25 protein-coding genes are annotated in these 24,223 nt (G+C 33.3%); 12 read left to right on the top strand and 13 right to left on the bottom strand.

The features are described from left to right. The first annotated feature begins 16 nt into the window (after positions 1 to 16). The 3 genes from BSF42_RS12210 (at position 17) to murI (ending at position 2,489) form a co-directional block, all read left to right on the top strand. A complete protein-coding gene (locus tag BSF42_RS12210; protein WP_095953382.1) occupies positions 17 to 1,045 on the top strand; it encodes an OmpH family outer membrane protein in 1,029 nt (342 codons plus the stop codon). A gap of 15 nt (positions 1,046 to 1,060) precedes the next feature. Next, the gene (locus BSF42_RS12205; RefSeq protein ID WP_172426679.1) at positions 1,061 to 1,564 is read left to right on the top strand and encodes an OmpH family outer membrane protein; all 504 of its coding nucleotides are present in this window, start codon (positions 1,061 to 1,063) and stop codon (positions 1,562 to 1,564) included. Positions 1,565 to 1,712: 148 nt separating this feature from the next. Continuing rightward, positions 1,713 to 2,489: a glutamate racemase gene (murI, locus tag BSF42_RS12200; protein WP_095953381.1), complete on the top strand. Its 777-nt coding sequence runs from the start codon at positions 1,713 to 1,715 to the stop codon at positions 2,487 to 2,489. Positions 2,490 to 2,493: 4 nt separating this feature from the next. Here murI and BSF42_RS12195 read toward each other — a convergent pair whose 3' ends face one another. Continuing rightward, positions 2,494 to 3,729: an aromatic hydrocarbon degradation protein gene (locus BSF42_RS12195; RefSeq protein ID WP_095953380.1), complete on the bottom strand. Its 1,236-nt coding sequence runs from the start codon at positions 3,727 to 3,729 to the stop codon at positions 2,494 to 2,496. Continuing rightward, positions 3,730 to 5,058, bottom strand: a complete 1,329-nt coding sequence (locus BSF42_RS12190) for a DUF4270 family protein (RefSeq protein ID WP_095953379.1) — start codon at positions 5,056 to 5,058, stop codon at positions 3,730 to 3,732. Positions 5,059 to 5,289: 231 nt separating this feature from the next. On the opposite strand from BSF42_RS12190, the gene BSF42_RS12185 reads away from it, so the two are divergent. From BSF42_RS12185 to BSF42_RS12160, 6 genes are all read left to right on the top strand, one after another. Beyond that, positions 5,290 to 6,132, top strand: coding sequence for a DUF6268 family outer membrane beta-barrel protein (locus tag BSF42_RS12185; RefSeq protein ID WP_095953378.1), 843 nt, complete (start codon positions 5,290 to 5,292; stop codon positions 6,130 to 6,132). A gap of 15 nt (positions 6,133 to 6,147) precedes the next feature. Beyond that, positions 6,148 to 7,155, top strand: a complete 1,008-nt coding sequence (locus tag BSF42_RS12180; protein ID WP_095953377.1) for a kelch repeat-containing protein — start codon at positions 6,148 to 6,150, stop codon at positions 7,153 to 7,155. After that, positions 7,145 to 7,474 (top strand): DUF4907 domain-containing protein, encoded by a 330-nt coding sequence (locus BSF42_RS12175; RefSeq protein WP_172426678.1) that lies wholly within the window; start codon positions 7,145 to 7,147, stop codon positions 7,472 to 7,474. The genes BSF42_RS12180 and BSF42_RS12175 overlap by 11 nt, the downstream gene beginning before the upstream one ends. Further along, the gene (locus tag BSF42_RS12170; RefSeq protein WP_095953375.1) at positions 7,475 to 8,587 is read left to right on the top strand and encodes a sensor histidine kinase; all 1,113 of its coding nucleotides are present in this window, start codon (positions 7,475 to 7,477) and stop codon (positions 8,585 to 8,587) included. It begins immediately after the preceding gene. 12 nt (positions 8,588 to 8,599) lie between these two features. After that, positions 8,600 to 9,310 carry an intradiol ring-cleavage dioxygenase gene (locus tag BSF42_RS12165; RefSeq protein WP_095953374.1) on the top strand — a complete coding sequence of 237 codons (711 nt, stop codon included), beginning with the start codon at positions 8,600 to 8,602 and terminating at the stop codon, positions 9,308 to 9,310. A 103-nt stretch (positions 9,311 to 9,413) separates the two neighbouring features. Next, entirely contained in the window at positions 9,414 to 10,130 is a 717-nt protein-coding gene (locus tag BSF42_RS12160; RefSeq protein WP_095953373.1) for a LytTR family DNA-binding domain-containing protein, read from the top strand. A gap of 91 nt (positions 10,131 to 10,221) precedes the next feature. On the opposite strand, the gene BSF42_RS12155 is transcribed toward BSF42_RS12160, so the two are convergent. Both BSF42_RS12155 and BSF42_RS12150 read right to left on the bottom strand, forming a co-directional pair. Then, entirely contained in the window at positions 10,222 to 10,740 is a 519-nt protein-coding gene (locus tag BSF42_RS12155; protein WP_095953372.1) for a gamma carbonic anhydrase family protein, read from the bottom strand. A 12-nt stretch (positions 10,741 to 10,752) separates the two neighbouring features. Then, on the bottom strand, positions 10,753 to 11,742 hold the full coding sequence (locus BSF42_RS12150; RefSeq protein ID WP_095953371.1) for a type IX secretion system membrane protein PorP/SprF: 990 nt from the start codon (positions 11,740 to 11,742) through the stop codon (positions 10,753 to 10,755). A 143-nt stretch (positions 11,743 to 11,885) separates the two neighbouring features. Here BSF42_RS12150 and BSF42_RS12145 point away from each other — a divergent pair, with 143 nt between their 5' ends. Together BSF42_RS12145 and BSF42_RS12140 are read left to right on the top strand one after the other, a co-directional pair. After that, positions 11,886 to 12,785: a NifU family protein gene (locus tag BSF42_RS12145; protein ID WP_095953370.1), complete on the top strand. Its 900-nt coding sequence runs from the start codon at positions 11,886 to 11,888 to the stop codon at positions 12,783 to 12,785. A 91-nt stretch (positions 12,786 to 12,876) separates the two neighbouring features. Further along, on the top strand, positions 12,877 to 13,692 hold the full coding sequence (locus BSF42_RS12140) for a mechanosensitive ion channel family protein (RefSeq protein ID WP_095953369.1): 816 nt from the start codon (positions 12,877 to 12,879) through the stop codon (positions 13,690 to 13,692). A gap of 3 nt (positions 13,693 to 13,695) precedes the next feature. Here the strand turns inward: BSF42_RS12140 and tsaB are convergent, their stop codons facing one another. The 7 genes from tsaB to BSF42_RS12100 all read right to left on the bottom strand — a co-directional run bounded on the left by tsaB (position 13,696) and on the right by BSF42_RS12100 (position 21,788). Beyond that, the gene (gene tsaB / locus BSF42_RS12135; RefSeq protein WP_095953368.1) at positions 13,696 to 14,370 is read right to left on the bottom strand and encodes a tRNA (adenosine(37)-N6)-threonylcarbamoyltransferase complex dimerization subunit type 1 TsaB; all 675 of its coding nucleotides are present in this window, start codon (positions 14,368 to 14,370) and stop codon (positions 13,696 to 13,698) included. 291 nt (positions 14,371 to 14,661) lie between these two features. Further along, on the bottom strand, positions 14,662 to 15,954 hold the full coding sequence (locus BSF42_RS12125) for an efflux RND transporter periplasmic adaptor subunit (RefSeq protein WP_095953366.1): 1,293 nt from the start codon (positions 15,952 to 15,954) through the stop codon (positions 14,662 to 14,664). A gap of 6 nt (positions 15,955 to 15,960) precedes the next feature. Beyond that, positions 15,961 to 17,343 carry a TolC family protein gene (locus BSF42_RS12120; RefSeq protein WP_095953365.1) on the bottom strand — a complete coding sequence of 461 codons (1,383 nt, stop codon included), beginning with the start codon at positions 17,341 to 17,343 and terminating at the stop codon, positions 15,961 to 15,963. Positions 17,344 to 17,428: 85 nt separating this feature from the next. Continuing rightward, the gene (locus tag BSF42_RS12115) at positions 17,429 to 18,544 is read right to left on the bottom strand and encodes an efflux RND transporter periplasmic adaptor subunit (RefSeq protein WP_095953364.1); all 1,116 of its coding nucleotides are present in this window, start codon (positions 18,542 to 18,544) and stop codon (positions 17,429 to 17,431) included. 37 nt (positions 18,545 to 18,581) lie between these two features. Then, positions 18,582 to 19,847, bottom strand: coding sequence for an ABC transporter permease (locus BSF42_RS12110; protein WP_095953363.1), 1,266 nt, complete (start codon positions 19,845 to 19,847; stop codon positions 18,582 to 18,584). A gap of 2 nt (positions 19,848 to 19,849) precedes the next feature. Further along, a complete protein-coding gene (locus BSF42_RS12105) occupies positions 19,850 to 21,094 on the bottom strand; it encodes an ABC transporter permease (RefSeq protein WP_095953362.1) in 1,245 nt (414 codons plus the stop codon). Next, a complete protein-coding gene (locus BSF42_RS12100; protein ID WP_095953361.1) occupies positions 21,087 to 21,788 on the bottom strand; it encodes an ABC transporter ATP-binding protein in 702 nt (233 codons plus the stop codon). The genes BSF42_RS12105 and BSF42_RS12100 overlap by 8 nt, the downstream gene beginning before the upstream one ends. A gap of 176 nt (positions 21,789 to 21,964) precedes the next feature. Between BSF42_RS12100 and BSF42_RS12095 the strand changes: the two genes are divergently transcribed. After that, positions 21,965 to 23,371, top strand: a complete 1,407-nt coding sequence (locus BSF42_RS12095) for a DUF4403 family protein (protein WP_095953360.1) — start codon at positions 21,965 to 21,967, stop codon at positions 23,369 to 23,371. Between the two features lie 18 nt (positions 23,372 to 23,389). On the opposite strand, the gene BSF42_RS12090 is transcribed toward BSF42_RS12095, so the two are convergent. Both BSF42_RS12090 and BSF42_RS12085 read right to left on the bottom strand, forming a co-directional pair. Next, positions 23,390 to 23,647 carry a hypothetical protein gene (locus tag BSF42_RS12090; protein WP_095953359.1) on the bottom strand — a complete coding sequence of 86 codons (258 nt, stop codon included), beginning with the start codon at positions 23,645 to 23,647 and terminating at the stop codon, positions 23,390 to 23,392. Further along, on the bottom strand, positions 23,637 to 24,221 hold the full coding sequence (locus BSF42_RS12085) for a DUF420 domain-containing protein (RefSeq protein WP_095953358.1): 585 nt from the start codon (positions 24,219 to 24,221) through the stop codon (positions 23,637 to 23,639). The genes BSF42_RS12090 and BSF42_RS12085 overlap by 11 nt, the downstream gene beginning before the upstream one ends. Positions 24,222 to 24,223: the final 2 nt, after the last annotated feature.

Below are 24,223 nucleotides of genomic sequence, written 5' to 3'. Positions count from 1 at the left end.
CAAATAAAGTTATGTTATGAGAAAACAATTTTTATTTATATTTTTAGCCTTGATTGTAGCAAATACAAGTCAGGCGCAAGGTAAGACGACTAGAATTGGCTACATCGACATGGAATATATTTTAGAAAATGTTTCCGATTACAAAGAAGCTAAGTCACAATTGGAGTTAAAAGCCCAAAAGTGGAAACAAGAAGTTGAAGCCAAAAAATTAAATATAAATACATTAAAGGAAAATTTAAAAGCAGAGAAAGCTTTATTGACCAAAGAATTAATTGAAGAAAGAGAAACAGAAATTAAGTTTCTTGAACAAGAAATGATGGATTATCAGCAGAAGCAATTTGGTTCTGATGGAAATTTAATGCGACAAAAAGCAGCATTGGCCAAACCAATTCAAGATCAAGTTTTCACTGCTGTCCAAGATATTGCAGAAGCAAAAAATTACGATTTTGTTTTTGATAGATCATCAGATCTAACCATGCTTTTCAGTAATAAAAGATTTGATATTAGCGATCAAGTTCTACGAGTTTTAAACCGTACAGAAAAACGTGAGCAGCTGACAAAAAAACAATTGAAAGAGCAAGAAGCTAAAGAGAATCTTGAAAATGCAATAGATGACAACCCAGCAATGGCAGATCGTCAGAAGGCGCTTGACGAGAAAAAAGCGGCAAGAGAGAAATTAATTCAAGATCGAAAATTAGAACAGGAAGCTAAGAAGAAAGAATACGAGGACAGAAGAAATGCCATAGCAGCCGAAAGAGAAGCTAAAAAAAATGGCACGGTTTCTGGAACAGCTAAAACAGCGGCAGAAACACCTGCCCCAACAGAAGGTTCGAAAACTAATTCAACTTCAAAACCTGCCGAAACAGGATCAGATGGAGCACCAGTAGCCGAGCCTGCGATGACAAAAGCAGAAGAAAGACAATTACTTTACGAACAGCGTAAAAAAGAATTAGAAGAAAAGAGAAAGAAAATTTTAGAAGAAAGAGAAGCGGCTAAAAAAGCAAAAGAAGCCGAAACACAGAAAACAAATACGACCAATAATTAATTAATATTTTTAAAAATGATGAAACAAATCAAAACTTTACTAATTGCTGCAATTCTTATTTTAGGAGCAAGTAACACAATGAACGCACAAGCGAAGGTAGCTCATGTTGATGTCAGCGAGATTATGTCGAAAATGCCTGCTATGCTAGATGCTCAAAATCAGCTGCAAAAATTAAGTGGAACATATGATGCTGAATACAAAAAGATGGTTGATGAATATCAAGTAAAAATCAAAAAGTATGAAGCAGAAGCTGCTACAGTAACTGATGCTGTTAACGGTGAGCGTTCTAAAGAAGTTCAAGATATGCAAAAAAGAATTGTTGATTACAGAGACAATGCGCAAAAAGAACTACAACAAAAAGAAACTGATATCGTTAAACCATTAATGGAAAAAGTTAGAGCTTCTATCCAAAAAGTTGGAAAAGCTAAAGGTTTCCAATATGTTTTAGATGGTTCTACTTTATTATTAGCTGATGGTCCAAACGTAACAGCTGACGTTAAAAAAGATTTAGGATTCTAAGAAATTCCAACTCGTATAATTAAACTGCTCAATGTTATATTTGAGCAGTTTTTTTTTACAAAAAATTAAAACCAATCTCTCGTATAATTTCTAGATTTGAATTAACTTAGAGTAACAAATATTATACTAAAAATATTAAATTTGCTTTATGACAAACAACAATCCTATAGGCGTTTTTGATTCTGGAATTGGCGGAACTTCAATCTGGAGCGCCATTCACGATCTTCTTCCAAACGAAAAAACCATATATCTGGCAGACAGCAAAAATGCCCCTTATGGTCAAAAAACTAAAGATGAAATTGTTGAATTGAGCAAAAAAAATGTTGAGTTTTTACTAGAGAATAATTGCAAATTAATTGTTGTTGCCTGCAATACGGCTACAACAAATGCAATATTTGAACTTAGAGCAGAGTATGACATTCCGTTTGTTGGAATTGAGCCTGCAATTAAACCTGCAGCAAATAATTCGCAAACTCAGGTAATAGGAATCCTGGCTACCAAAGGAACTTTAAATAGTGAGTTATTCAATAAGACTGCAGAGATGTTTCAACACACCACAATAATTGAGCAAGTGGGTCACGGACTTGTACAGCTTATTGAAGACGGAAATCTCTATTCTCTAGAAATGACGCAGCTGCTAGAATCGTATTTACAGCCTATGATCGAAGCTAATATCGATTATCTTGTTTTAGGATGCAGTCATTATCCTTATTTAATTCCACAGATAAAAAAAATTCTCCCAGATCATATTAAGATAATTGATTCAGGAGAAGCTGTTGCGAGACAAACAAAAAATTTACTTCGAGATAAAGTAGGGTTTTCAGATACTACCGAAAATGATCCTATTTTTTATGTCAATTCTAACCCTAAAGTATTAGAGTCAATTTTAGAATATAAATATCCCGTAATAAGAAAAGACTTTTAAGGTATTATTCAATCTTTCGTTTTACGAACCAAATTCCGTCCAGCGATAAATTAAGCGAAATTTTATGGTAATTTTCTTTTATCAGATCATTTGCTATTCTTCCTTTTTGACCGTAAGAATACGAAACATTTAGAGTAGAAAAAGTATTATCTACAGGAAGATTAAGTCCAATTGAAAAGGATGCATTGTTCACGCGTTTTCCATCAACTTCGAGATATCCTGTATCATAACTTAAACCTGCAGCATAGCCTACTCTATCCCAATATTTTCGGACATTCTTTTTGGTGCTGTAAGTAAATCCTAGTGCAAAACGATCTTGATTCACAAAATCACCATATAGTTCCGACTGTTTCGTGTCTTCCCAAAAGCTTTTTTCGTAATCTAAAGTTACGTTCAAATTATTTTTAAATCGCTTGCTGATTCCAAAGCCCATTTCTAATGGCATATAATAGTCGTCCGTATCCGAAGCTTTATCGGTTTCTACAGAAGTTTCTACTTCATCTGCAATACTGGTTACAGACTGTACTTTAGAAGCCTTTACCCTTGTAGGAGCCTTAAACGTTGTACCAATTGTAAAAGTAGAATCTACTTTATATTGCGCACCTAATATGGCGCGAACTCCACTGTAATCTGTTTTTTTATGTATTGTTGTAATTGTATTTGCAATTAAAAAAGCACGATCATCAACTGTGTTTCCAAAAAGAACAGTTCCTGTTGCTCCCAACGTCAATTTTTTTCCAAATCGGTATCCATACGAGAAATCCAAATTATTTAATCCGCCGGATCCTTGAGCGGTCAAATAATAATATTCCTGACTATCTGCTATAGGAAGTTTTAAATTTGAGATTTTAAAAACGGAACTGGAATAAGGACGAAGCGAAAGGCTAAAACCAGATTTTTTAGTTACTGGAAAAGCAAAAGCAATATGCGAAAATTGAAAATTATTTCGTTTCTCTGATCTATTTCCACTTTGATAGGTTGTTGCTATTGCTTTTCCTCCTATATCAAATAGAAAGTGATTTTGGTACATAAATCCCAAAGATGCCGGATTTAAATTATTAATAAAAATATCCGAAGGCAGGGCAATTCCAGAAGAACCTGTCGACGGCAGATAACCAAAATCTGATTCATACAAACTTCCCACTCCATACAATGAATACGGAGAGCTGGAAATACTTTGAGCAAACGAAGTCAGCGACATTAAAATGAAGCAGCTCCATAAAATTATTTTATTTTTCATTTAATAAGAGATGTAATAAACTTTGAGCTGAATTTTATTGTTCGCGTTTTTTTGATCTGCCAAAACGATTCGGTCAACAGATTTGGAAATTCCCGGCAGCGTTAATATTAGAGACGATCTCGAATCTGATGTTTTGAGCATTTCGCTTTGGAGAAAACTTCCAATAGGAATGGTATACGCAACATTTTCGTTGAACTCATCACTCTTCTTATTTAATAACCCATAAACAGTTGTACCCGCAGAATTTACCAATGCACCACTTACTCTATTCAGATTATCGCCTACGTAAACTGCAAGGGAATCTTCTAAAGGATATTTCTCAGAATATGAATTGTTTACTGGTTTCAGAATCAGTTCTGCATTGACGATCGCCCCATTCGTCGATATCTTTTTAAACTGCTTAATATTGGGGAAATCGATTCGACACGCCACACCAGTCCCCGACTGAATAAATCCTTGATTACTGGTCACCGTACTTGGGAGATAACTGCTGGAAATGGGGAGATTTTGCAATAACGTTCCTGTTTTATCCAACGAAATAGAGTTAAACTGTTTTGCAATATCGGCGATCGTAAAGTCAATTATATAGGAAAGCTCATCTGCATCTGCACGGTATTTAGAATAATACATCCGCACTTTACTTGTTGGCACGCTAAATCCTATGACATTAGAAGAACCGCCTGTTTCGGGAACTAAAACAAGTCCCTTTAAATATTCTGTAAAACTGTCAAAATCTGTAATTTCTCTTTTTTTAATTTTTTGAAAAAGTGCCTCTCCAAATTCGTCATCCATTTTAATATTAATAGAATCTTTTTGAGTAGGCCTTGGCGTAAAAGATATTTTACCGAGGCTTTCTGGACTGTAGCTTAAAGTTGAATTATTGTAAAAGCTGTCGTTATCGGTATTAGGTTTCACTTTTTGAATTAGTCGATGAATATTAAAAGTTTGAACCTTTGTGGTATCTCCGTAATAATAATTATCATATTTAAGAATCATGGAAATCGAATCAAAAACATAATTTATCGCTTGTGTATCTGAAGAGGCGCCATTTAATGCGTAGGTAGTCGTAGAAAGCTGAAAATAGCTGTCTGACTTCACTTTTCCGAAAATTGGATCATCATAATTTCCGATCAAAATTCTGCTTCGGCTTGAGGTAATAAGCGAATCAAAATTTATAGTTGACATCTCGACTGTAACAGTATCAATCATAATCACTTTATTGCTTAAAGCCAAATAATCTGAACCGACAGTAAACTCACCCGTATCTGTGTCTGTACCGCATGAAAATAAGGTTAGTACAAAAAGAAGAATCAATATAAACTTGTGCATAATTTATTTTTTGAGCAAATATAAAATGCAAGCTTTCGCGACACACTATAACATATACTATCGCGCATTTTTAAGCTACAGATCGTACAAAATTATCTATAATACCAATTCGTCTGGTAAAATTTAATTCGACCTTAAAAAAGACGATTTTGTCTATCAAAACACCTCATATATATATCTTCTTTTTTTTAAGAGAGTCATCCACCTAATTTTGAGCCAATAAAATAAATAATGAAAGTACGGTTTTTAATTTGTTCTCTTTTTTTGATTTCGTTTTTAACCATGAAAGCGCAGGAAAGTTTTGGTGCTTATTTCAATATCAAAACTGAGCCGACAGAAAAAATAAATTTTAACACAACAGATGCTGCCCTTTTTTATCAGAAACAATTAGGAACAAAAAATAAAATAACGAACACATTATCCTATTCGAATTTGAAAGTGAACTATGAATTTAATCCTTATAATTTTTATGCAGATCAGGATAAATTCAACCAAATTCAAAACACATTTGAATATTCGGGCGAAATATCAGAAAAAACAAAATGGGGCTTTTCGGTTGTTCCAACAGCAAATTTTCAAGGAAATTTAGATTTTTCAGCTCTTACTGTTTTAGGAAATCTGGAGATAAAACAGCAAATCAGTTCAAAATTAAATGTAATACTTGGGGCGGGCCGAACCTCAATTTTTGGTGCACCAAAATTTACTCCGATTGTTGCTTTTGATTATAAAATGAATGAGAAAACCAATCTGAAAATTGGATTTCCAGATTCAAAAATTTCATATTCAAATAATGACCGAAATAAATTCAGTCTGACCAATAGTTTCAATGGAAATTTCTATCATTTGGATGAGACATCTGACAAAAATAACAGTGCCGAAAAAGCAGTTTTATCGCAAATGACAACTGCCCTTGAGTATGAAAGAAACGCAGCTGGCAATTGGTTTTTAAATTTCAAAGCGGGTTATGATTTTAATAAAAAATACAACTTATTAGACAATAGTAACCATAAAGTTTACGACTATAATTCGGGGAACGGTTACATTTTAGGATTGGGGATCAAATACAAACAATAAATAATTAAATACACTATGATTAATCTAAAAAAAGGAATTTTATTCACCGCTCTTTTTTCGAGCCTCTTTTTTATAAGCTGCAGTAATGACGATGATGATGACGATTTAATGGGAAACTGGATTAAAAAATCGGCCTTTGATGGTCCTGCAAGATCTAGTGCGACAAGTTTCGTTATTGGCGATTATGCTTATGTTGCCGGAGGTTATACAGGCGATGTTTACTTAAAAGATTTATGGGCTTATAACTCAACTGGTGATTATTGGGAACAAAAAGCAGATTTTGCCGGCGTAGGAAGAAGTTCTGCTTCTAGCTTTGCATTAAATGATAAAGGATATGTTGGCCTTGGTTACGACGGAACAAATAAACTGAAAGATTTTTATCAATATGATCCTACTGCGAACAGCTGGACACAAAAAACTGATTTTGCAGGAACGGGTCGTTATGCAGCAGTTGGTTTTCAAGCTGGTGGTAAAGCTTATTTTGGCACTGGTTATGATGGAAATTATTTGAAAGACTTTTATCAATATGATGACCAAGCTAATACATGGACACTCGTAAATGGTTTTAGTGGAAACAAAAGACGTAATGCAACAGTTTTTGTAATTGCTGATAAAGCGTATTTGGCAACTGGTGTAAATAACGGAGTTTATCAAGAAGATTTTTGGGAATTTGATCCATCAACTGATGTTTGGACTAGAAAAAGAGATATTGATAAAGATACCGACGATGATTACACGTATAATGATGAGTATGCAATCGTACGTTCTAATGCATCAAGTTTTTCTATGAATGGATTAGGATATGTTGTAGGAGGAGAAAATATAAAAACAATTTGGGAATACAACCCAACAACTGATTTATGGGTTGAAAGAACTCCAATGGAAGGCGCTACAAGAACCGATGCTGTAGGTTTTGCAATTAATAATCGTGGTTTTTATATGTTAGGAAGAATTGGCACCACATATTTTGATGATGCGTGGGAGTTTAGACCATTAGAAGAACAAAATGACGATGATAATTAATATTAAAAAATTCTTCTGGAACGCTTTCCAGAAGAATTTGATGTTTTTTGTATTCCTGCTTTTTTTTGCTTCGTGCGCAAAAAAAGAAGTTTTAAAATCTGATGTTTTTAAAACAAATTCTGGATGGGGATACACGATTTCATACAAAGAAAAAATAGTAATCAAGCAATCCATTATTCCGGTGATAAGTGAAAACAAAAGTTTTGCAACACAAAACGATGCGATAAAAACGGCCAATCTTGTTAAAGAGAAACTCCTAGAAAACTTATCTCCAACGGTAACCAAAAAAGATTTAATTTTATTAAAAATAAAATTGTAAATGCAGATAGATACCATTAAAAATAACAGCTATAACAGAATCTTATTTCATTGTGCGATATGGGTTTTCTTTATTTTGACTTCGTTAATTCAGTTTTACGAAAGTCCATTTAAGATCAACAATGACTTTTATGTGCAATGGGCAACAGGGATTGTATTGTTCTATTTGAACTATTTTTATCTGGTTCCGATCTATCTTTTACAAAAAAAATACTGGCTCTATTTTATCGTGGCCTTTGGTCTTATAGCAGCGTTTATGATTATCAGAATAAACTATTTTATTCCTGAATTTAGACATTTAAGACCCGAAAATGTTATGCCTCCGCAAATGATGCAGCACGATCCGCATTTTTTTCCGCGGGACAGAATGGCGCCTAGAATTGAGATGAGACAACCGCTTTTCTTTAAAATTGGCCCGTCATTTTTCTATATTTTGATTATCACAATCAGCGCAATTATTAGAACACTAACTGAATTTTATAATAATCAGCAGAATAAGCTGATTGCCGAAACACATAGAACGAATACAGAATTAATATACCTGCGTAAACAAACCAATCCGCATTTCTTATTTAATTCATTAAATAGTATTTATTCTTTGGCACACAAAAAATCTGATTTGGTCCCTGATGCCATCGTGACCTTGTCTGAACTTATGCGCTATATGCTCTACGAGACAGACAATAAAACGGTGGCTTTAGAAAAAGAGGTAAACTATATTCAGAATTATATTGAACTGCAAAAACTGAGATTAAACAACATTGAAGACATTGTAATTAACGTACATGGCGATACAAGAAACAAATTTATCGAGCCATTATTATTGATTTCATTTGTCGAAAATGCCTTTAAATATGGAACAGATTATAAAGGTGCTGCTCACGTAAAAATTAAAATCTTAATCACAGATAATAATCTTGATTTTTGGATAGAGAATACCATCGAAAATTATGTAAAAGACCCGGATAATTCGGGAATTGGATTGGTAAACATTCAAAGTCGTCTCGATTTATTATACCCTAGCGCACACGAACTAACCATTACTCAGGATAATGCCTATTACCGAGTTCATTTGAATTTAAAATTAGATGAAATTAAAACCGCAATACATTAAACAAAACTGATTATGGACAGAAAAAAATTCATCCGAAATGGTATTTTAGGCATTGCTTCGTTAGCAACAGCTTCAACATTATTAGAATCATGTTCAAAAAACGATCATGACGAAACCGACTCAGGCAACTCTGGAGATGGGAGCTGTACTGTTTCTCCTTCAGAAACAAAAGGTCCTTTTCCAATCAAAACTCCAAGTCAGCTGGTTTTAGAAAACATTAAATCTGACCGAATTGGAATTGCCTTGCTGATTAATTTAAAGATTGAAAACAAAAATAATGACTGTGCTCCTCTTTCGGGAGTTTTAGTTGATATCTGGCATTGCGACAAAGACGGAAATTATTCTGAATATGGCGGTACACAAATGCAGCAGACAGATTATACTTCGGTTCATTTTTTAAGAGGAAGACAAACTTCTGACACCAATGGAGATGTTTCTTTTATTTCGATTTATCCAGGCTGGTATCAAGGAAGAGCGCCACATGTGCATGTTGAAGTTTTATCGAGTTCGGGAAGTTCATTATTAGTAACTCAAATTGCTTTTCCAGAAACCATTTCTAGTACAGTATATTCCAGCACAAATTATGCCGCCCACGGACAAGCCGATACTGCCAATACAAGAGATAATGTTTTTTCAGACAGTTTATCTGACGAGCTTGCAACTATAACTGGCAATCTAACAGATGGTTATACTCTAACTAAAACTATTACAGTTAACGCATAATTGTGATTTCTTAACCCGTATTTTATGAAAACTTTAGAACTTAATTTACTGGTTTCAAATTACTTTTGACTGCCAAAACAAATGTAACCTTAATTCGGAAAAAATGAAATGTGTAATTATTGACGATGAGCCTTTAGCAGTAGAATTACTGCAGGATTTTGTTAAAAAAATAGACTCGCTTGAATTGATTAGTTCTTTCAACAATGCAATTGATGCCGTTTCATTTATCAATCAGAATAATGTTGATTTAGTTTTTCTGGATATTCAAATGCCTCATTTTTCTGGAATTGACTTTTTAAATACAATCGAAAAAAAGCCTTTGGTTATTTTTACAACTGCCTATTCTGATTATGCTGTAGAAGGATTTAATCTTGGTGCGGTAGATTATTTAGTAAAACCAATTCCTTTTCACCGGTTTTTAAAAGCAGTTGTGAGAGCGCAACAGGTTTTACAGCCCGCAATGGCAAATCAGGCCCTTTCTGAAAATACAAATGCTCCAGAAATTGAACAGGATTTTATGTTTGTTCGTGCAGAATATGAAAATGTAAAATTGAATTTTGCTGATATTCTTTTTATTGAAGGACTAAAAGATTACGTTAAGATTTACACCACAGATAATAAATTTATTTTGACTTTAATAAGTTTGATTAAATTAGAAAATCTGCTTTCGAATAAAGGGTTTGCAAGAATTCACAGATCGTATATTATTAATATCAAACATGTAAAATCTATTCAGAAGAATAAAGTTTTAATAAGCGATAAACGAATTCCTATCAGCGAAAGTTATAAAAGTACTTTCTTTGAAAAAATCAACCTGTGATATTTTTAAATTCCAAAAAAAGAAAAATTCCAAATTCCAAAAAGGCATATCTCTTGGAATTTGGAATTTTTATTATTGGAATTTTTTATAATCAATCTTCATTTTTAAACCAGCTTGAATACATTACGTAATTATTTGAAATGCGCTCAATTTCACCTGCAAAATTCGACTGATCAATATCTTTTACTTTTTTGGCAGGAACTCCAGCATAAATACTTCCAGAAGTTACCACAGTGTTTTGAGTTACCACCGCTCCGGCAGCAATAATCGCGTTACTTTCTACAACGCAGTTATCCATAACTATAGCGCCCATTCCTATCAAAACGTTGTCATGAATAGTACAGCCGTGTACAATAGCGTTATGACCTATCGAAACATTGTTTCCAATTATAGTGGGATGTTTTTGATATGTGCAGTGAATAACAGCTCCATCCTGAATGTTTACCTTATTGCCAATTTTAATAAAATGAACATCTCCTCTAATAACAGCATTAAACCAAACGCTGCAAGAATCACCAAAAGTGACATCTCCTACAATTGTGGCATTTTCGGCAACATAACAATCCTCTGGAATCAAAGGTGATTTTCCGTTTACAGATTTAATCAGCATAAAAAATAAAATTTAGTTAATCGCAGGACAGTTACAATCGTAACGTGCTTTTTTACAGAATAAATTAATTCCTAAAGTAATTTGATGGTAACCGCCGGTATCAAATTTTACATCTCCCATTACTTGAGAATAAGTGTAGGCAAACATAAAGTTCTTAAAATTAACACCAACAATTGGTGTGAAAAATTGTAATTTTTGAGAAGAAACACCACTTCCAGAAAGATATTGGGCTCCATCAAAACCTCTTCTATATGAAAGAGCTGCCCAAAGACTTCCGAAATCCATACTCTTATAGGCTTTTAAATTTAAATCGAGTGTTTTTTCTTTGGTTTGATCGAAAAACTGAAAAAGAATAGAAGGTTCCCACGTGATATTTTCATTTTTTCCAAAAACATATCCCACACTTAATAAAAACTTTCTCAGATTATCACTTTCATAATCTGTATATAACTCTCTTCTAGTCTCTAATAAACCCTGAACCGTTGCATGTGCATAAAAATCCAGAAAATTATAAGATGCTCCAACATCAACATTGAAATAAGAATCTTTTTGGATAGACCCAAAAACAATAGGATCAAAAGTTCCTCCAAATTTCGTTTCGTCCAATTGACTTTGTATTAATCCCCCGCTGATTCCAAATGACAACTGATTTAAATCAATTTCATCTCTAGAAAACATAATATGATGCGCGTAAGTTAGTTTTACACCTTTCTGTGAATGATATCCATTTTTGTCGTTAAAAACAATGAACCCCGCACCCGAACGCTCTCCTACTCTTCCATTAAAACTTAGTGTCTGCAAAGATGGCGCATCTTCCTGACCAAACCATTGTTTTCTGGCCGTTAATCTGATCTTGGCACAATTGGCCGCACCAGCCATTGATGGGTGAATTAAATAGTAATTATCAGACAAATAATCAGAATACACAGGTATTCCTTCCTGAGAATAAGAATAGAATGAAGTAATAAGAATAATTAATAAAACCTTGATTTTTAATTTCATAAAGGCAATTTTGTATCTATATAATTTTCACTCCTGCAATTTAGTACGATTTATTTGAAAAGAGTCTTAATTATTTTATTAAAAAATCAAATATAGCTAATAGTAGAAAATAACTTTAGTAAATTTGCAAAAAATATAATACCATGACAAAAATCACCATAAAAGAAACTCAAAATCCTACTATATTAAAGTTTGAATTTGAAGATTTCATTACTCAGAATCAAAACTTTGAGTTCAAAAATATCGATGAGGCAGATTCATCTCCTTTAGCACAGCAGTTATTCTATTTACCGTTTGTTAAAACTGTTTATATATCAGGAAATTTTATTGCTATCGAAAGATACAGCATTGTTGATTGGGACGACGTTAAAGACGCGGTTGCTGAACAAATCAGTGCTTTTGTTGAAAAAGGCGGCGTGATCATTAAAATTGATGAAAATAAAGCAAAAAAACAACCGATAACCGTTTACGGAGAAACGACTCCTAATCCTTCTGCATTAAAATTTGTAGTGAGCAGAATGCTGACTCGTAATGCGGTTGAATATAAAAATATCGATCAGACTGTTTCTTCTCCATTAGCGCAGGAATTGTTTAAGTTTCCTTATGTAAAAGAAATCTTTATTGACGAGAATTACATTTCTGTTACAAAATACGAAATCAATGACTGGTCTGAAATTACATTAGAACTAAGAACATTCATCAAACAATTTATAGAAAACGGCGGAACTGTTTTAGACGAAACGCTAATTCAGACTACAACAAAAATTGAAGTAACGAAAGACGAAGCATTTGACAAATTAGATGTTACTTCTCAGCAGATTATTAACATCTTAGAAGAATATGTAAAACCAGCTGTAGCAGCAGATGGAGGAAATATTGCTTTTGAATCTTATAATGAAGAAGACAAAACGGTTAAAGTACTTTTACAAGGTGCTTGCAGCGGTTGTCCGTCATCTACATTTACTTTAAAAAGCGGTATCGAAAATATGCTTAAAAGCATGTTGAACGATGAGGCTATAAAGGTTGAAGCTGTAAATGCTTAGTGACTATTTTCTTCTATAAGAATTTCAATTATATTTGCATCACAAACAAACATACCTTCTCTTTTGAGAAGGTTTTTTTTATTTTAAAATCATGAACGACGTTACTTCAGACCAAGTTAGTAATTACATCTCGAGATTTATTAACATCTTAGTTGATTATTCTCCAAAATTAATCTCTGCATTTCTAATTTTATTTGTTGGTTTATACGCTATCCGACTAATAAATAGATTAATTAGACGATTAATGGTGAAGAGAAATCTTGACCCAACTTTAACCAAATTTCTAGCAGATATTTTATTATGGGCACTTAGAATTTTGTTATTTGTCACTTTCATTTCAAAACTCGGAATTGAAACTTCTTCATTTGTTGCTATTTTAGGAGCAATGGGACTTGCTGTTGGTTTGTCTTTACAAGGTTCGCTTTCGAATTTTGCCGGAGGAATGCTTATAATTGTTTTTAAACCTTTTAAAGTTGGCGATACAATAGAAGCACAAGGCGTGATTGCTACTGTTGAAGAAATTCAAATTTTTGTAACAAAAATGATTACGGGAACTAATCAGACCGTTTTTGTTCCAAATGGCGCATTATCAAACGGAACGATTATTAATTATTCGATGCAGGCTGAAAGAAAAGCCGACTTGACATTTTCAGTTTCTTATGACTCGGATATCAAAAAGGCGAAAGATATACTTTTAGAGGTTTTACTATCAAATCCAAAGGTTCTTAAAAATCCTGCACCAGAAGTTTTTGTAAAAAACCTATCTGCGAGTTCTGTTGATTTTGCAGTTCGCCCGTGGGCAGCAAAAGCAGACTTTGGCTCTGTAGTTTCAGATACTTTAGAGAATTGCAAAGTTGCATTGGATAAAGCTGGAATTTCTGTCCAGCCTTTTACACTACAAAAATAATAGTTATTGCTTTTTTGAAGGAGCAGTAATCATAAAATCTTTTAAATAATAAGGTTCAAAATAAGCGACATCTACAGTGTCGCTTTTTTGATATTTATCAAAACTGATTTTACTCATAGCTTGTGCCGAAGGATATTTGATATCTTCTAAAAACACAAAATTTTCTTTAGTTAAAACAGCTTTACATTTGTCAGCACAATCGCCGACAAAGTAAAGCTTGTCTGTATATTCTTGAAATGAATTTTCGTCTATTATTTCCGCTTTTATAGCTCTTTCAGCTGTCAAATCTGTATTAAAAACGGCGCTGTAAACTTCCATACGGCGCGCATCTAACATTGGGATAATTTTTCCATCTGTAACTTCTGCCTGAGAAGCTAATGCCTGAAGCGTATCAACAGCGATTAGTGGGATATTTAAAGCATAACACAATCCTTTTGCTGCAGAAACGCCAATTCTTAAACCTGTATATGATCCCGGTCCCTGGCTGACTGCAATTGCATTTAAATCCTGAACAGAAATGCCTGCTTTTGCTATTACTTCTTCAATAAAAACATGAAGCTTTTCTGCATGCGAATAGCCTTCGTCTGCAAGCTCACTGCAAACAATGGTTTTCCCATCTTTTGCAATACATACAGAACAATTTTTAGTGGCCGTTTCGATATTGAGGATAAAAGACAAAATATTTAATTTTAATTATTAATGTTTTACAAATAAAGCAGGTCAAGAAAAAATAAGAACACAAATTAAAAGCAATAATGGTATAGTACATAAATTAACCATTAAAAAACTCAAATAAAGTATTATCCTTTTTCCAAGTGAAAAATACACAAACTCTTCTTTATAATAATCAGTTTTAGAAATTCTATAATGAGTGTAAAAAAGAAATCCGGCTGCTGCAGCTAACCCAATCATAAAGGCTGGAAAAAAACCTGGCGGCGGGCTGCCACATAAAGAAACCATCATAAAAAATTATTTCTTAGGCGTTTCTGCTTTTTTAAGTTTTACCTTATCTCCAGAATTAAGATCTTTAGAAACTGTTGTGTAAGGGCCTGTAATTACAATATCTCCAGGTTTTAAACCAGACATTACTTCAATATTAGTATCGTCTTGAATTCCTGTTTTAATTACTCTAATTTTAGCTTTATCTCCCTCTTTTACAAACACACATTCGAATTTTTTATCACTTTTCGGAGTGGCTTTTTTATCTTCATTTGGATCTTCAACTTTAAAATCTTTTACTGCTGTAGTATCTGATTTTACAACCACAGAACTAATCGGCACTGCCAAAACGTTTGTTTTTGTTGTTGTAATAATATCAACAGTAGCTGTCATTCCAGGTCTAAAAGGAGAATACGTACTTGGTTTTCCTTCTAATAAATCCTGATAAGACTCTTTTAAAATACGAACTTTAACTTTAAAATTAGTAACCTGATCTGAAGTTAATGTTGTGCTGGCAGAATTAGAAATGCTCGTTACAGTTCCTTTAAATTTCTTTTTTAAATAAGCATCAACTTCAACATTTGCTTCGTCACCAATTTTAATTTTTACGATGTCGTTTTCATTTACATCAACTTCAACCTCCATATTATTAAGGTTTGCTACACGTAAAAGTTCTGTTCCAGCCATTTGCTGCGTTCCCAAAACTCTTTCTCCTAATTCTACATTTAAAACAGAAATTGTTCCGTCTGCTGGAGAATAAATAGTGGTACGCCCTAAATTGTCTCTTGCCTCACTTACTGAAGCCGAAGCACTTTGAACACTGTAATAAGAGTTTTGTTTGGTTGCTTTTGCTACTTCAAATGAAGCAATGGCTTTATCCCAGTCTGATCTTGAAATTACTCCTTTATCGTATAAGGTTTTATTACGATCGTAATTGGCTTTTGCTTCTTTAAAACTTGCCTCAGATTGTGTTAAACCTGCTTTAGATCCTGATAAATTAGATACCGAACGGTTGTAGCTTGAAGTATATAAATCTGGATTAATTTTAACCAGCAATTCTCCTTTTTTTACAACCTGACCTTCTTTTACATTTAACAGAATAATCTCCCCAGATACCTCTGGAGAAATCTTTACTTCTATTTCTGGTTGAATTTTACCTGTAGCCGAAACTGTTTCAACAATTGTTGATGCAATTACTTTTGCTGTTTCTACTTCTTTTCCTTCATCCTTATTTCCTATTACTCCCGACTTCGAAAGACCGATTAAAACTGCAATAAATACTACTGCACCACCTACTAAGAAATAAATTGTTTTTTTTGACATAATAAATTATTTTGTAATAATTGGAACGATTGGAATTCCGAAATAAAATTCAATTATCTTAATTTTGAACATGTAATCATATTTTGTTCTGATAACATCAGACTGCGCATTGGTCAACAATGTTTGAGCTTGTGTAAAATCAAATGAATTCATCAAACCTACATCGTATTTTTCTTTTGCATAATTGTATGCCTGCTGTCTAGCTTCTAGAGTTACAGTAGACGCTTCGTACGTATTTAAAGCCGCTCTTGCATCAGTAAATGCGGTGTAAACGTCACGCTGCAAATCTAAACTTTTTTGCTCTAAATCTATTTTAGATTTTTCTAAATTTACTTTGCTTCGTTCTACATTGTTCTTAACTGACCAGCCATTAAAAATTGGAACATTTAACTGTAATCCAAAATTATGTCCCTTATTATCACTAAACTGTTGGAATATTGGATCTGGACCTACTGTATAAGGCTGATCGTTTGCATCAAATCTAACTTGATCACTATAACTAGCTCTGGTATTAAAACCATAAAAACCACTAAGTGTCGGCTGATAAGCTCCTTTTGCAATAGCTACATTTTTTTCAGCAATTTCAAGATTTGTTTGTGCAAGCTTTACATCTGTTCTTATGTCTTTTGCCTTAGCATAAATTTCAACTGGAGTCTGCCCAAGAATATTATTCTCGTCGTTTAGAGTTGTATTATCAATAACATCAAAATCGGCAAATTCTTTTAACTGTAAAAGCTGTGCCAGACTTAATTTAGAAATCAATAAATTATTTTCAGAAACAGCAATATTTTGTTTGTCTGTAGCGACAGTTGCTTTTAGATCGAATAAATCACCGCGAGGAATTGTTCCGGCATTAACCATTTCTTCAGAACGAGCATATCGTTTTTCGTCAATTAACAATTGTTCTTTTTTAACTTTTAGATCTTCTTTATTAGATAAAATCTGCAAGAAAGCACTAGCCACGTTTAAAGAAATATCTTCCTGCATCTTCAGCAGTTGATATTTTGATGCAATAATAGATAACTTTGCTCTTCTGTATGTATTTTGATTTTGAAGTCCTTTGTAGATATCAACTCCCGCATTTAAGCCAACTGAAGAATACTGAGTGGTTTGATTACGTAAAATACCAGTTGTAAGATCCTGATTCAAACCAATATTCCAAGAGTGTGAAGCATTTCCATTTACAGACGGAAGGTAACTTCCTAATGCTCCTCTTTTATCAATAACAGCATTTTCGACGTCTAATTCGGTTAATTTTATCGTAATATTATTTTCCAATGCATATCTCACACATTCTTCCAGTGTCCATTGCTTTGATTGCGCGTGTCCAGCTAATCCAAAACCGAATAACATTGCAAAAACCAGACTATTAATTTTATTTATTTTCATATATTTTAAATGAAAGCGAAGTACAACGAACTACGCAAATTTAACATTTTTTAAAACCAAAAGATCCTTAAACCTTCAAATTAAATTATTTTTTCTCTCCTTCATTGATCAAGCCCTGATTCCAGATTTTAATCTTATCTGTACTCTTTACACCGCTTTTAACTTGAACGTAGATTCCGTCACTTACACCCAGAACCAAATCTCTTCTTTGAAATTTCTGTGGAGCAGTTTCGATTTCCACATAAGGCTTTTGTGTTTTTTTGTCAAATTGAACTAATGATTCTTTTATTGCCAGAATTTTATCTGCTTTTTCTAAAATAATGGAAGCATTTGCACTCAAACCGGCTCTAATAAAAGTATCGTCTCTATTAACCATCTGCGCTTTGATTTCAAACTGAATTGCTCCATTTTCTGTAACACCTTTTGGTGCAATATAATTTAGAACAGCATCGAACTTTTTATTTTCAATTGCACCAATTGTAATCTCGATAGGCATTTTTTCTTTGATTTTTCCTACTTCAGATTCATCAATTTTTCCAATAAAAATCATTCTTCCAACATCTGCAACGCTGGCAATTGTTGTTCCTTCATTAAAATTATTACTTTCAATAACTTGGTTTCCTACTTTTACAGGAACGTCTAAAACCATTCCGTTAACCGTAGAACGAATTAAAGTATTGGCATAACTTCCTAAAGAAGATGTTGTTCCTGTTTTAACAATATCTAAACTTTGTTTTGCAGCCAGATATGTTTGTTTTGCCTGATTATATGCCACTTGAGCCGCATCAAAATCATTTGCAGAAATTACATCTTTCTCAAATAATGTCTTTTGCCTTCTATAAAGTCTTTCCTGGTTGTCCAAAGCAATTTTGGCTGTCTGAACTTGATTCTGTGTACTACTCACGTTAGAAACGTTTGCAACAACTCGAATTTTCGCAATCATATCACCAGCTTTGATTTTTTCACCAGCTTTGATATATACTTGTTCGATAATCCCCGAGATATTCGGTTTGATTAAAACCTCTTCGTCTGGCTGAATATTACCAGTTGCAATTGTATTTTTTACAATCGTTTTAATTTCTGGTTTTTCCGTTTTAAACACAATTGGCGACTCTTGGTTTTTGGCATACAAATAGTAAAGTGCGCCAAAAAAAACGATCGCAATAAATATTAAAATGGTTATAGTTACTCCTTTTTTCATTTGTTTTTGGTTTAATCGATTTATTTTGATTGATAATTTATTCTGTTCTTAAAGCATCTACAGGCTTAACATTGATTGCAGTCTGCGCTGGAATAAATCCTGCCAGCAAACCTGATCCAACTAATATTAATAAAGCAACAAATACAACACCTAAATCCACACTAGGATTGGCAAACATCGTATTCTCACCCGCAGGCATCGAATCTAATACAAAATTTAAAATTGCTATAATTCCGGTTGCGACGGCAATACCCAGCATTCCAGAAATGATGGTTAAAAATATAGATTCTGATAATATCTGTGATCGAATAGCTCCCGGCGTTGCGCCCAAAGCTCTTCTTATTCCAATTTCTTTTGTACGTTCTTTTACTACAATCAGCATTATATTTGAAATTCCGATTACTCCAGAAATCAAAACCAATGTTCCCACAAAATAGGCAATCACTTTTAGGATATTAAATAAGCTTTGCACTTTATTAAATTGTTCGTACAAATCGAAATTTCCCACTGCTCTATCATCTGTTGGATTTATAGAATGCAGTGATTTAATAATCTCTAAAATTTTAGGTTTTAATTCCGTAATAGAAGTCTCATCTTTTGCTGTAAGTGCCATCCATCCCACTTTATCACCATAATTAAAAGACTGCTGAAAAGTGGTGAAAGGAATAAAAATATTTTTCTGTTCCTGTTCTGCATTTCCGCCTTGTTGTTTGGATTTATAAACCCCGACAACCATAAAATTTATACCATTAATTTTAACATAAGTACCTATAGCTTCTTCTTCTTTTCCATAAAGTTCACTAATAACACCTTTACCAATTACGGCTACTTTTCTTCTCTCCAGAATATCCTGCTGATTTACAAAACGACCTTTAATAATATCCATCGGCTGCTGTTTAATCAACTCTGGATAATCTCCATAAATGGTAAACGATGAAGTTTTTGTTCCTCTAACCACATTATTTGTTCCGTTAAAATCGCCTAATTGATTTCTTGGAGAAACATATAATAAATCTGGCAATGCTGCTTTTAAAGCCGCAACATCGCTGTTTCTAAAATCGTATCTGCGTGTTTTTGGTAAACCTTTATAAGCTTTAGAAGTTGTCTGGCTCCACATAAACATAGTGTTTGTTGCAATACCGTCAAACCCTTTTTTAATACCATTTTCAAGTCCATTACCTGCAGCAAGTAAAATCACCAAAATAAATATTCCCCAAAAAACACCAAAAGCCGTCAGAATAGTTCTGAAAGGGTTGGCCGTTAAGGCCTGTAAAATCTCGTCCCAATTATCTTTTTTAAACATAACTATTCGTCTCTAAGTGCTACAATAGGTTTAATTTTAGCTGCTCTATATGCTGGAAAAAAACCTGCAACAGCACCAGCAAACACCAATAAAAATAATGTTGTTAATGCCACATTAAAATCAACTTCCGGATTTCTAAAATATTCACTCTGAACCATCGGACCTACAAATTCAAGCAGTAACAAACTCCCTAAAAGTCCAACAAACCCAGCAATTGTTGTAATAAAAATCGATTCATGAAGTATCATTGTAATAATAGAAAATGGAGATGCTCCCAATGCTTTTCTAATTCCAATTTCTTTTGTTCGTTCTTTTACAATAATCAACATAATATTACTAACCCCAACAACTCCGGCGATTATGGTACAAATACCAACCCACCAAAAAAACAATCTGATATATAAATTTAAGTCGTAAAACTGTTTGGCATCTTTAACAGAATTATAAACTCCAACACCGCTGTCGTCTTCTGGTGCCACCATGTTTTTACTTTTCAGTAAGTCTTTTAAATCTTGGGTAAATTTTTCAGATTGCGCCAAAGCTTCATCATAATCATTTGTCTTTTTTAAAGTAAAAAACAAGTTACTAATTTTATCCCCGCCTCCAAAAGTTCTCTGCACTGTGGTTAATGGCAGATAAGCTCTCGCTTCTTCACGCTCTCCACCTGGATCTGTAAAAATTCCGACTACTTTAAAACTGATATTATTGATTAATATTTCTTGCCCAAGTGCCTCTTTATCTTTAAACAAATCTGTTTTTACTTTCATTCCAATAACAGCGACTTTTTCGTTGTTTTGTAAATCCTTAGTATTTACATATCGCCCTTGAACTATAACCAGATTTTCTATTCCTCCATAGTCAGGATCAACTCCTCTATATTGATAATTTCCAGCCTCTTTTCCATATGAAAATTGTGCTCCCCAAAAATTATAAGTTGAAGCTCTTAAATCTAATTTATCTTCAAATTTCTGAACAGATTGATTATAATCGCTATTGCGAAATTGAACCTGTCTGCCGGGATTTAGTCCTTTATATTCTTTAGTTGTTGTACCAGACCAAACTTCTATAATTCCCGCAGCGTCGCGTTCGAATTGTTTTTCGATTCCATTTTGAAGACCTTTTCCTGCACCCAGCAGAATCACCAAAATAAAAATCCCGGAAGCCACAGAAATCCCAGTTAAGAACGTTCTTAATCGGTTTTTTGAAATCGCTTCAAATATTTCCTGCCAGCGTTCAATATTAAACATAAGACGAAGCTCTAACTTGTTCTACTTTTTTATCATCGATAATTAATCCATCTTTTAGGACTACATTTCTTTTGCACATTGCAGCAATATCAGGTTCGTGTGTCACAATTAAAATTGTCTTTCCTTCATCATTAATTCCCTGAATCAGTTCCATAACTTCATAGGAAGTTTTTGTATCCAGAGCTCCTGTAGGTTCATCTGCCAGCAAAACTTTCGGATTTGACGCTAATGCTCTTGCAATAGCTACACGCTGTTTCTGACCTCCAGAAAGTTCATTGGGTAAGTGATGAGAGTGAGATCCCAAACCTACTTTTTCAAGATATTTCATTGCAATCTCATAACGTTCTTTTCTTTTAACTCCCTGATAATACAATGGCATTGCAACATTGTCAAGCGCAGATTTATAATTAATCAAATTAAAAGACTGAAAAACAAATCCTAAGAATTTATTACGATATTTTGAAGCAATCGTTTCGTTTAATTTTTTAATTGGAGTTTTATCTAAAATATAACTTCCAGAATCGGCCTCATCTAAAATTCCTAAAATATTAAGCAGCGTAGATTTGCCAGAACCAGATGATCCCATGATCGCAACTAATTCACCTTCTTCGATATTAAAATTAATACCTTTTAACACGTGTAATTCTGAGCTCCCCATTTTATAGGACTTGTGTAAATCTTTAATTTCGATCATGGTATTGTTAAATTTTGAGACAATAATAACATTTTTATTAAGTAAATTATGATAATAAAAAGTTAATAATTCCGTTACCTTTTCTGTATAAGACTACAATCTTTAGTAATTGTTACACTTTTTTAATAAAATATGATTGTTTTCGTAATTTTACTCCATAATAAAAATTCATATTAATGAAGCTTTCTTCAATTCTTTCAATGTTTACAGCACTTGTCGTATTAGCAGGCTGTTCTTCCGCTCAAAAATTAGAGACCTTAAAACCAGAACCAGACGATGCCAGTCCGTTAGTATATGACAGCAGTCCGTCTTTTATCAATTTACCTATCACTATCAAACTTAGTGATATTGAAAACCAAACAAATGCCATCCTAAACGGATTAATTTATGAGGACAATACTATCGAAGATGATGATATTGAAATGAAAATCTGGAAACAAGCTCCAATTAAAATTCAAAATGATCCTTCGAATCGTGATAAAAGAATAAAAACTATTTTACCACTTAAAGCGACTATCAAATATCGTATAGGCACTAAAAAATTAGGTGTAGAATTATATGATGTCAGAGAATTTAACTTAAATGGAATTATAACATTATCAAGCGAAACTGCATTGACCAATTGGAAATTGACAACAAAAACAGAATTCAAATCTCTTGATTGGAATGAAAGTCCGACGATGACCTTTTTTGGTAAAAACATGCCTATTACCTATTTGATAAACCCAGCCATTTCTATTTTTAAAGATAAATTAGAAAAGAAAATAGACGAAGCAATTGAAAAATCAATGGATTTTAAGCCTAATGTTCTTCAGGCTGTAGAAAAAATCTGCACGCCATTTCAGATGAGCGACACTTATGAAAGCTGGCTCCGAATTGTTCCTATCGAAATTTACTCTACAAATGCCAAACTTAAAAATGATAATTTTTTACTTGATATGGGCATGAAATGCAATATGGAGACGATTGTTGGCAAACAGCCTGAATCAAAATACAACGCCAGCAAAATTGCATTAAAACCTGTAGCTAAAATTCCGAATCAGATTTCTGCAAATATTGCTGCGATTTCAAGCTATGTAGATGCTTCTAAGATTATGACCAAGAATTTTGCCGGACAGGAATTTGGAGAAGGAGGTAAAAAAGTAACCGTTAAAAATGTTTCTATCTGGCATAAAAACGGCAAAATGGTCATTGCCCTAGATGTATTAGGATCTATAAACGGAACGCTTTATTTAAATGGATTTCCACAGTACAATCCGCAGACGAAGGAAATTTATTTTGAAAAATTAGATTATGTATTAGACACCAAAAGTAAGTTAATGAGGACTGCAAATTGGCTGGCACAAGGCTACGTTTTAAGAAAAATGGAACAAAGCTGTAGATATTCTATTCAGCCTAATTTGGAAGAAGGTAAAAAAACAATGGCAGACTATCTAAAAAACTATTCTCCGATGCCTGGTGTATTTGTAAACGGCAAAATGGAAGATATACAGTTCGATAAAATTCAGCTCACCAATCAAGCTATTATCGCTTTTATCAAAATAAACGGAACTGTCAATGTTTCGGTGAACGGATTGAAATAAAAAAAAAGCAATGTAAAATTACACTGCTTTTTTCTTTTTATACATTCTATAAATAAAATATCCTATAATCACGACCAGCAAATACGGAATAACCATCAAATAAACAATTCCGTCATTTACCGCTTCGGCTTTTTTAACATTAGAATCGCCAGATAAAGCGGCGCGACACATCGCGCATTGCGCATTTATTGAAATTCCAATAAAGAAAAAACAAATGCCAAAAATCAAACTTTGGAACTTGGAATTCGACTTTTTATTTTTATTGTTAATTAGCATAATACGGAGAAATCATTAAAAATACTACTACTCCAGTTACGGCAACATACAGCCAAATAGGAAATGTTATTTTAGCAATTTTTCTATGTCTGTCAAATCGCTGTGAAAGCGCTCTTACATAAGTAATCAAAACAAGCGGGATAATTGCTATTGAAAGTAAAATATGTGTTATCAAAATAATAAAATACACCAATCGTAAAGAACCGATTTTAGCACTTTCAACTGCATCAAGAACACCATCATGGTTTGAATCTCCAAATTTAGTAGAATCTGCTGTCATGTGATATGCTACATACATCACTAAAAAAGCAAGTGATAAAGCAATAGCAAAAGTCATTAATCGTTCGTGCAATTTTTGTTTTCCATTTTTTATAGCCAAAACTGCCCAAACCAATACAACTGCAGTGATACCATTAGTTGTTGCGTAAATAGGCGGTAAAAAAGACAATGGCTCTACATCGAAACCAAAATCTTTAAGCTTCACACCAAACAAAATCGCTACAACAACCGGGATTATAATTGAAACCGCAACAATAAGTTTATTGTATTTTTTCTCTAATGAATGATCTTCCATTT

Source organism: Flavobacterium sp. ACN6 (assembly GCF_002304005.1).
Lineage (GTDB): Bacteria > Bacteroidota > Bacteroidia > Flavobacteriales > Flavobacteriaceae > Flavobacterium.
Note: the sequence above shows the minus strand (reverse complement) of the source record. Positions and strands in the feature narration are given on the sequence as shown.

Excerpts from the sequence above, each read along its gene's own strand:
- BSF42_RS12140 (WP_095953369.1), top strand. The coding sequence starts at position 12,877 with ATGAACGACGTTACTTCAGACCAAGTTAGTAATTACATCTCGAGATTT.
- BSF42_RS12195 (WP_095953380.1), bottom strand. The coding sequence starts at position 3,729 with ATGAAAAATAAAATAATTTTATGGAGCTGCTTCATTTTAATGTCGCTG.
- BSF42_RS12185 (WP_095953378.1), top strand. The coding sequence starts at position 5,290 with ATGAAAGTACGGTTTTTAATTTGTTCTCTTTTTTTGATTTCGTTTTTA.
- BSF42_RS12125 (WP_095953366.1), bottom strand. The coding sequence starts at position 15,954 with ATGTCAAAAAAAACAATTTATTTCTTAGTAGGTGGTGCAGTAGTATTT.
- BSF42_RS12205 (WP_172426679.1), top strand. The coding sequence starts at position 1,061 with ATGATGAAACAAATCAAAACTTTACTAATTGCTGCAATTCTTATTTTA.
- BSF42_RS12095 (WP_095953360.1), top strand. The coding sequence starts at position 21,965 with ATGAAGCTTTCTTCAATTCTTTCAATGTTTACAGCACTTGTCGTATTA.
- BSF42_RS12170 (WP_095953375.1), top strand. The coding sequence starts at position 7,475 with ATGCAGATAGATACCATTAAAAATAACAGCTATAACAGAATCTTATTT.
- BSF42_RS12175 (WP_172426678.1), top strand. The coding sequence starts at position 7,145 with ATGATAATTAATATTAAAAAATTCTTCTGGAACGCTTTCCAGAAGAAT.
- BSF42_RS12105 (WP_095953362.1), bottom strand. The coding sequence starts at position 21,094 with ATGTTTAATATTGAACGCTGGCAGGAAATATTTGAAGCGATTTCAAAA.
- BSF42_RS12160 (WP_095953373.1), top strand. The coding sequence starts at position 9,414 with ATGAAATGTGTAATTATTGACGATGAGCCTTTAGCAGTAGAATTACTG.
- murI (WP_095953381.1), top strand. The coding sequence starts at position 1,713 with ATGACAAACAACAATCCTATAGGCGTTTTTGATTCTGGAATTGGCGGA.
- BSF42_RS12190 (WP_095953379.1), bottom strand. The coding sequence starts at position 5,058 with ATGCACAAGTTTATATTGATTCTTCTTTTTGTACTAACCTTATTTTCA.
- BSF42_RS12210 (WP_095953382.1), top strand. The coding sequence starts at position 17 with ATGAGAAAACAATTTTTATTTATATTTTTAGCCTTGATTGTAGCAAAT.
- BSF42_RS12155 (WP_095953372.1), bottom strand. The coding sequence starts at position 10,740 with ATGCTGATTAAATCTGTAAACGGAAAATCACCTTTGATTCCAGAGGAT.
- BSF42_RS12145 (WP_095953370.1), top strand. The coding sequence starts at position 11,886 with ATGACAAAAATCACCATAAAAGAAACTCAAAATCCTACTATATTAAAG.
- BSF42_RS12090 (WP_095953359.1), bottom strand. The coding sequence starts at position 23,647 with ATGCTAATTAACAATAAAAATAAAAAGTCGAATTCCAAGTTCCAAAGT.
- BSF42_RS12150 (WP_095953371.1), bottom strand. The coding sequence starts at position 11,742 with ATGAAATTAAAAATCAAGGTTTTATTAATTATTCTTATTACTTCATTC.
- BSF42_RS12100 (WP_095953361.1), bottom strand. The coding sequence starts at position 21,788 with ATGATCGAAATTAAAGATTTACACAAGTCCTATAAAATGGGGAGCTCA.
- BSF42_RS12115 (WP_095953364.1), bottom strand. The coding sequence starts at position 18,544 with ATGAAAAAAGGAGTAACTATAACCATTTTAATATTTATTGCGATCGTT.
- BSF42_RS12165 (WP_095953374.1), top strand. The coding sequence starts at position 8,600 with ATGGACAGAAAAAAATTCATCCGAAATGGTATTTTAGGCATTGCTTCG.
- BSF42_RS12085 (WP_095953358.1), bottom strand. The coding sequence starts at position 24,221 with ATGGAAGATCATTCATTAGAGAAAAAATACAATAAACTTATTGTTGCG.
- BSF42_RS12120 (WP_095953365.1), bottom strand. The coding sequence starts at position 17,343 with ATGAAAATAAATAAAATTAATAGTCTGGTTTTTGCAATGTTATTCGGT.
- BSF42_RS12110 (WP_095953363.1), bottom strand. The coding sequence starts at position 19,847 with ATGTTTAAAAAAGATAATTGGGACGAGATTTTACAGGCCTTAACGGCC.
- BSF42_RS12180 (WP_095953377.1), top strand. The coding sequence starts at position 6,148 with ATGATTAATCTAAAAAAAGGAATTTTATTCACCGCTCTTTTTTCGAGC.